Source organism: Mycobacterium sp. (assembly GCF_044370595.1).
Taxonomy (GTDB): domain Bacteria; phylum Actinomycetota; class Actinomycetes; order Mycobacteriales; family Mycobacteriaceae; genus Mycobacterium.
In genome coordinates, this window is sequence record NZ_JBILVF010000168.1 from 1 (window position 1) to 7,228 (window position 7,228).

Here is a 7,228-nt window from a genome sequence, read left to right on the forward strand (position 1 = left end):
GATCTCGGCCGGGCCCCGGCTTCAGCCGCCGGGCCGGATCTGCGCGAACTGTTCTGTGGTTCCGAAGGGGTGTTCGGGGTCATCACCCGGGTGCGGGTCCGCGTGCACCCGGTGCCTGAAGCCGTCAGCTACGAGGCATGGTCCTTCCCCGATTTCGCCACCGGCGCCGAGGCGTTGCGCGCGGTTATCCAGACCGGCACCGGACCGACTGTGCTGCGACTGTCTGACGAGGTCGAGACCGGCGTGAATCTGGCCACCACCCACAGCATCGGCGAACAGACCATCACCGGAGGTTGTCTGGCCATCACCGTGTTCGAGGGCACCGCGGCCCACGCCGAGAGCCGCCACGCCGAGACCCGGGCGGTACTGGCTGCGCACGGCGGAACGTCACTGGGCGCCGAAGCCGCGAAGTCCTGGGAAAAGGGCCGTTTCGACGCCCCCTACCTCCGCGACTCGCTGTTGAAGGCCGGCGCACTCTGCGAAACTCTGGAGACTGCGACCTGCTGGTCGAACATCCCGACGCTCAAGGCGGCGGTCACCGAGGCACTGACCGCGAGCTTGACCGCAAGCGGCACAAGCGCTCTGGTGATGTGCCATATCTCGCACGTCTATCCGACCGGCGCCTCGTTGTACTTCACCGTCGTCGCCGGGCAACGTGGTGACGCGGCAACGCAGTGGCATGCCGCGAAGGTGGCCGCCAGTGACGCCATCGTCGCCAACGGCGCAACGATCACCCACCACCATGCGGTCGGCGCCGACCACCGGCACTGGATGCCGGCCGAGATCGGTGAATTGGGAGTGCAGATCCTACGGGCGGTCAAGCAGGCGGTGGATCCGGCCGGAATTCTCAATCCGGGCAAGCTGATTCCGTGACGCTGCCTGACTCGACATTCTTGTCGCGCGTCACCGTGCTGACCAACCCGATGGCCGGTCACGGTAACGCGCCGCACGCCGCCGAGAAGGCGGTGGCCCGGTTCCAGCAACTCGGCATCGACGTCGTCGAGATCGTCGGCCGCGACGCCGCCCACGCCCGCGAACTGGTCGACGAGGCCGTGCACGCAGGCACCGACGCACTGGTGGTGGTCGGCGGGGATGGCGTCATCCGGCTCGCGCTGCAGAGCCTGGCCAACAGCGGCATTCCGCTGGGCATCGTCCCGGCCGGAACCGGCAACGACCACGCCCGCGAGTACCGCATCCCGACCGGTAATCCCGCCGCAGCAGTCGACATCATCGCCGCCGGGAGCACCACTACCGTCGACCTCGGCCTGATCCGCGGAACCGATGGAACCAGTACCTATTTCGGCACCATCGCGGCAACGGGTTTCGACTCGCTGGTCAGCGACCGCGTCAACCGCATGCGGTGGCCGCACGGCCGGATGCGCTACAACCTCGCCATCGTCGCGGAGTTGTCCAAGCTCCGGGCGCTGCCGTTCAGGGTGGTCTTCGACGGCGAACGGGAAATCGTCACCGACCTCACCCTGGCCGCCTTCGGCAACACCCGCAGCTACGGCGGTGGAATGCTGATCTGCCCCAACGCCGATCACTCCGATGGGATGCTCGACGTAACCATGGTGCGAACGGGATCCCGCACCAAGCTGGTTCGACTTTTCCCCACGGTGTTCAAGGGCACCCACATCGCCCTGGGCGAGGTGACCACCGACCGGGCCCGAACCATCATGGTGGACTCCCCCGGCATCAATGCCTACGCCGACGGCGACTATGTCTGCCCACTTCCGGCGGAGATTTCCGCAGTGCCGGGGGCCCTGCGGATTCTGGCGCCCCCGCGCTAGTTCCGGCCGCTGTCAGGGTCATCGTCGACGAGGTAGGCCTTAGCCAGGGTCGCCCCCAGCCGGCCGCAGTGATCGATAACCTCCGGTGCATCGACGTCGAGCAGGCCGGACTGCCACGCCGTCATCAATTCGACGAACCCACCGATACCGACCAGGGCGTCCATCCGCAATCCCAGTTCGTTGGCGCCCGGCCGCAGAAAGGGCTTGGCGGCGTTGACCATGATGTCGGTGGCCTGGTGCAGGACAGCGGTGCGGCGGTGCTCCAGGATCGCGCTGCCCACGTGATGGCCGAACACGATCTGCGCCCAACCGGGGTCGGCGGCGATCCGCTCGACCACCGCCGCGATGCCCTTGCTCAACGTCTCTATCGGCGGTCGGTCCGGATTCCCGGTGAGGACGGTGACCAGCTCGCCGAGCAGGTCGTCCTTGATGCCGTCCCACACAGCGGCCAGCAGATCGTCACGTTCGGCGAAGTGTTCATAGAAGTAACGGTCGTTGAGCGACGTCCGCGCGCATACGCCGCGCATCGTGACCGCCGCCCAACCGCTTTCGGCCCACATCTCGGTCGCGGCGTCGATCAGACGCTGCCGACGCTCGGCGTGCCGCTCGGCGGCGGTGCGGCCACCCCAGACTCCCGCTTTAGCTGGCACGTGTCTATGTTGACATCCCGGCCGGCCGGGCCCAAACTGATGGCGTGCGCGGCCAATGGTGTCAGGTGCCCTCAGAATGAGATTGGCCATCCGCGGCGTCGGCAACCGTCGTAGCGCCGGCGCGAATGCCGTGGTGACCGGCGCGGGCAGCGGTATCGGGCGCGGATTCGCCTGCGAGATCGCCCGCCGCGGCGGTCGCGTGGTCTGCGCAGACATCGATGACACCGGCGCCAAGGAAACCGCCAACCTGATCGGCCCTCAGGCGCTGGCGTGGCACTGCGATGTGTCCGACGCCGAAGCAGTCGCCGAGATGGCAGACACCGCTGAGGACTGGTTCGCCAGGCCGACCGATCTGGTGGTCAACAACGCCGGGATCGGCGCCGGCGGAACCGTGATCGGCGATCTGCCCCTGGACCTGTGGCGAAAGACCATCGACGTCAACCTCTGGGGTGTGGTCCACGGCTGCCATGTCTTCGCTCCGAGGATGCGGGCAGCGGGCCGCGGCGGGATCATCAACGTCGGCTCGGCGGCCAGTTTCGCTGCAGCCCCCCGAATGGCGGCCTACAACGTCAGCAAAGCAGCCGTGCTCGCGCTGTCGGAGACCCTGGCCGCTGAACTCGCCGGCACCGGTGTCGCCGTGACGGTGCTGTGCCCGACGTTCGTCAAGACCAATATCGTCAACCCCGACGTCGTCGACGAGGCGGCGGCCCGGCTGGCGATGACGGCGATGAAGTGGACCGGAGTCAGCCCGGAGTCGGTGGCGCGAGCCGCTCTCGACGGCAACGACCGCGGCCGGCTACACGTCGTTCCCCAAGTCGACGCCAAGGTCATCTGGCAGACCAAGCGTCTTGTTCCGGCCACCTATACCCGGGCGCTCGGCGTTGTGGAACGTCTCGCCCGCTGATTCGACAGGAGTCCCACGATGGCGTTCGAGTACGGCGACATGCTGGCCACCATCAAGGAGAAGCAATGGGCGCTGGCCGATATCGACTGGGACGCACCGGGCGCAGACGCCATCACCGACGAGCAGCGCCCCAAACTCAAGGCGTTCATGTCCGACCTGGTGTGGATCGAGAACGTCGGCGCGCGGGGCTTCGCGGCGCTTGTCACTAAAGCGCCGACCGACGAGATCAAACAGATCTATCAGTACTTCCATGCCGAGGAGCAGCGCCACGCCAATGCCGAGCTCGCGCTGATGCGGCGCTGGGGCATGGTCGAGGCCGACGAGATGCCGATGCCCAACAACAACATTCGGCTCGTCATCGAGTGGCTGGACCGCTACTCCGACGGCATGCCGCTCTCCACCCTGGGCACGGTGATTCCCGCCCTGGAGACCGCCCTGGACGGGGCGCTGGTCAGGTTCCTGCTCGACGAGGTAAAAGACCCGCTGTGCCATGAGGTGTTCCGACACATCAACAGCGACGAATCCCGTCATCTCGCCGTCGGATTCCAGATGCTCGACATGCTCGGCGCCGGGCCGATGCGCAAGATCATCATCGAAGGCGCCGGCACGTTGATGAAGCCGTCATTGATGCTGGGCATGCTGGTCTACTCGCCGCTGCTGACGAGGATGATCACCAACATCAGTGCGATGGGCCTGTCAGAGGACAAGCTGCACAACGCGATCCGACGATTCGACAAGGCCGGCGAGCGCAGCGCGAACACTCGCCGACTTCCGGCATTTCACGTGATCAAGCGGCACTTCGACCTGGCGATCAACCATCGTCAGCCGTTCCAATTCGTGGCAGAGCAGATGGGCGCTGTAATCGACCGGTTCCCCGTCGGCCTGCTGGGCAAGGTGCCGTCGTGGTCGGAGGAACTGACCCACGAACCGGTGTCCCGATGAGCCCGACCGCTTCGGTACTGATCATCGGTGCCGGCTTCGCCGGGCTGGGTACCGCAATCCGCCTGCTGCAGAGCGGGATCGACGACTTCGTCATTCTCGAACGCGACGACCGGGTCGGCGGCACCTGGCGTGACAACACCTATCCGGGCGCCGCCTGTGACATCCCGTCGGTGCTGTACTCGTACTCTTTCGCTCCCAACCCGCACTGGTCACGCGCGTACTCCGGCGGCGCCGAGATCCTGCGCTACATCGAGGGCCTGGTCGACAAGTACAAACTGCACCGCCACATCAGATTCGGCGAGGACGTCACCGCGCTGAACTTCGACGAGGACACCGGAACCTGGACCGCCGACGTCCGATCCGGGACGACCTACACCGCCCGCGCCGCAGTGATGGCGCCGGGCCCGCTGGCCAACGTCAGCTGGCCGGACATCCGGGGGCTGGACAGCTACACCGGACACAAGATCCACAGCGCCCGTTGGGATCACGACTACGACATGTCAGGCAAGCGGGTGGCCGTGATCGGAACCGGCGCCAGCGCGGTGCAGATCATTCCCGAACTGGTCAAGAAGGCCGCGAAGGTCAAGGTCTTCCAGCGCACCCCCGGCTGGGTGCTGCCCCGCCTGAACTTCCCGCACCCCCACTGGGCAAAGCAACTCTTCCGCCACATCCCGCTTACCGAACAGCTTGCGCGCCAGGCCTGGTTCTGGGGCCATGAGGCCGCCGCGGTGGGCATGGTGTGGAACACACCGGCCACCGACGCCATCCAGTTGGTGGCCAAAGCCCACCTGCGCCGCCAGATCCGCGACCCCTGGAAGCGACGCCAGCTCACCCCCGACTTCCGGGCCGGCTGCAAGCGGATGCTGATGACCAACGACTACTACCCTGCGCTGGAAAAGGACAACTGCAAGCTCGTCACCTGGCCGATCGCGACGATCTCGCCCAACGGCATCCGCACCGCCGACGGCATCGAGCACGAGGTGGACTGCATCGTCTTCGCCACCGGTTTCGACGTCGCCAAGACGGGTACGCCGTTCCCGGTGGCCGGACGCGACGGGCGCAAGCTCGCCGACGAATGGTCAAGCGGGGCATACGCCTACAAGAGCGTCTCGGTCTCGGGCTATCCGAATCTGTTTTTGACGTTCGGGCCCAACTCCGGTCCGGGCCACAACTCCGCGCTGTTCTACATGGAGGCGCAGATCGACTACATCGTCGCGGCCGTGCGGCTCATCGCCGAAAAGGACTTCCACTCACTCGATGTCCGCCAAGAACGGCAGGACGTCTACAACACCGATATTCAACGTCGACTGAAGGGCACCACCTGGAACTCGGGTTGCAACAGCTGGTATCTGACCGCCGATGGCCACAACGGGACCATGTTCCCGGGACTGGCCAGTCAGTTCACCCGGCAACTGGCCCGCGTCGACCTCGACGACTACCGCGTGAAGGTGCGGGCCGGCTGACGGCCGCCTAACCCACTCCGCGGTTGAGCCAGCTGACCTCGCCGCTGTCGCCACCGTCGCGGTAGGCCTCCAGAGCGTCGTCCCACGCGGTGCCCAACACGGTGTCCAGTTCGGCTGCCAGGGTGTCGGCACCGGCCGCCATCAGGGTGCGCAGCCGCATCTCGCCCACCATGATGTCGCCGTTGGCGCTCATCGCCCCGCTCCACAGACCCAATTGCGGCGTATGGCAGAACCGCTGACCATCCACGCCAGGGCTCGGGTCCTCAGTGACCTCGAAACGCAGCACCGACCACTGCCGCAGCGCGTTGGCCAACCGGGCGCCGGTTCCCACCGGCCCAATCCAGTTGGTGACCGCACGCAGTTGCGCGGGCATAGCCGGCTGCGGGGTCCACTTGAGGTTCGCCCCTGCTCCCAGGGTCGAGGACAACGCCCACTCGACATGTGGGCACACCGCCGCGGGTGAGGAGTGGAGGTACACCACACCTGTCGTCGCGTCGGCGAACTGGTTCGACGCACGCATCACCTTGCTCCTTCGGTTCCACTAGGGACGTCTTCCCCAACGACCTGATGTTTCCGAAGATGAAGTTGAGCCGTGCGTGTCTATTGTGCCTCTTGTTGCACCTGTTGCGCTAGTCCGATTTGAACTCGGCCAAGACCCGGTCGGCCAGCGCAGGCCACAGCGGTTTGGCCCAGTCGTCGAAGTCCCGGTCGGTCAGCACCACCAAGGCCAGGTCACAGGCCGGATCAGCCCAGATGAAGGTGCCGGTCTGCCCAAAGTGACCGAAGGTGTCCGCGGAGTTCCCAGCACCCGTCCAGTGCGGTAATTTTCCGCCTCGGATCTCGAAACCGAGTCCCCAGTCGTTGGGTCGCTGCGGCCCGTATCCAGGAAGTACCCCGGTCAGCCCCGGGAACTGCACCCGGGTGGCCTCGGCATGCATCTGCGACGAAACGGTGCGCGGCCGCAGCAGATCAGCGGCGAACGTAGCCAAATCCGCCACCGTGGAGACAGCGCCGAACCCGGCCGAGGCGGCGCCGTCCAATCGGGAATCGGCCATGCCCAGCGGTTCGAAGACAGCCTCGGACAGATACCTGCCGAACTCGATCCAGGAGTGCGCCTCGATGGTCTCGGCGAGCACCTGGAAGCCGTAATTGGAGTACACCCGGCGAGCACCCGGGCGCGCCAGGGACTCCGCGGAGTTCAACGCCAGCCCGGACGCGTGCGCCAGCAGATGCCGCACCGTGGAACCCGGCGGCCCGGCCGGGGTGTCGAGTTCGACGACTCCCTCTTCGACGGCGACCTGCGCGGCGCGTGCCACCAAGGGCTTGGTGACCGAGGCCAGCTTGAAGGGCCGGCCGGTCTGGCCGTAGTCCGCCAGTAGCCCGGATGCTCCGATTACCGCTGCGGCGGCCGACGGCACGGGCCACTGCGCGATGGCCTCCAAGGCGGCGGCGGGCACGCGGTCAGTGCGCGGCGCTGTC

At 66.6% G+C, this 7,228-nt stretch carries 8 protein-coding genes; 5 read left to right on the forward strand and 3 right to left on the reverse strand.

Annotated elements, in window-relative coordinates:
- Together ADBZ5N_RS16225 and ADBZ5N_RS16230 are read left to right on the forward strand one after the other, a co-directional pair.
- Nucleotides 1-873 (forward strand): FAD-binding oxidoreductase (locus ADBZ5N_RS16225; RefSeq protein ID WP_526259166.1); only part of this gene is annotated, 873 nt, incomplete at its 5' end.
- Entirely contained in the window at nucleotides 870-1,790 is a 921-nt protein-coding gene (locus tag ADBZ5N_RS16230; RefSeq protein WP_526259168.1) for a diacylglycerol kinase, read from the forward strand. The genes ADBZ5N_RS16225 and ADBZ5N_RS16230, both read left to right, overlap by 4 nt.
- Here ADBZ5N_RS16230 and ADBZ5N_RS16235 read toward each other — a convergent pair.
- On the reverse strand, nucleotides 1,787-2,440 hold the full coding sequence (locus ADBZ5N_RS16235; RefSeq protein ID WP_526259171.1) for a TetR/AcrR family transcriptional regulator: 654 nt from the start codon (nucleotides 2,438-2,440) through the stop codon (nucleotides 1,787-1,789). The two genes, ADBZ5N_RS16230 and ADBZ5N_RS16235, sit on opposite strands and share 4 nt — an antisense overlap.
- A 76-nt stretch (nucleotides 2,441-2,516) precedes the next feature.
- Between ADBZ5N_RS16235 and ADBZ5N_RS16240 the strand changes: the two genes are divergently transcribed.
- From ADBZ5N_RS16240 to ADBZ5N_RS16250, 3 genes are read left to right on the forward strand one after another with little or no spacing between them, the layout of a single operon-like run.
- On the forward strand, nucleotides 2,517-3,344 hold the full coding sequence (locus tag ADBZ5N_RS16240; protein ID WP_526259173.1) for an SDR family NAD(P)-dependent oxidoreductase: 828 nt from the start codon (nucleotides 2,517-2,519) through the stop codon (nucleotides 3,342-3,344).
- Between the two features lie 18 nt (nucleotides 3,345-3,362).
- Nucleotides 3,363-4,286, forward strand: coding sequence for a ferritin-like domain-containing protein (locus ADBZ5N_RS16245; RefSeq protein WP_526259175.1), 924 nt, complete (start codon nucleotides 3,363-3,365; stop codon nucleotides 4,284-4,286).
- On the forward strand, nucleotides 4,283-5,749 hold the full coding sequence (locus ADBZ5N_RS16250) for a flavin-containing monooxygenase (protein ID WP_526259177.1): 1,467 nt from the start codon (nucleotides 4,283-4,285) through the stop codon (nucleotides 5,747-5,749). Before ADBZ5N_RS16245 ends, ADBZ5N_RS16250 begins: the two co-directional genes overlap by 4 nt.
- A gap of 7 nt (nucleotides 5,750-5,756) precedes the next feature.
- Here the strand turns inward: ADBZ5N_RS16250 and ADBZ5N_RS16255 are convergent, their stop codons facing one another.
- On the reverse strand, nucleotides 5,757-6,269 hold the full coding sequence (locus ADBZ5N_RS16255) for a DUF3145 family protein (protein ID WP_526259179.1): 513 nt from the start codon (nucleotides 6,267-6,269) through the stop codon (nucleotides 5,757-5,759).
- A 109-nt stretch (nucleotides 6,270-6,378) separates the two neighbouring features.
- Complete coding sequence (locus ADBZ5N_RS16260) at nucleotides 6,379-7,206, reverse strand: serine hydrolase domain-containing protein (RefSeq protein ID WP_526259181.1); 828 nt, start codon at nucleotides 7,204-7,206, stop codon at nucleotides 6,379-6,381.
- Nucleotides 7,207-7,228 lie beyond the last annotated feature (22 nt).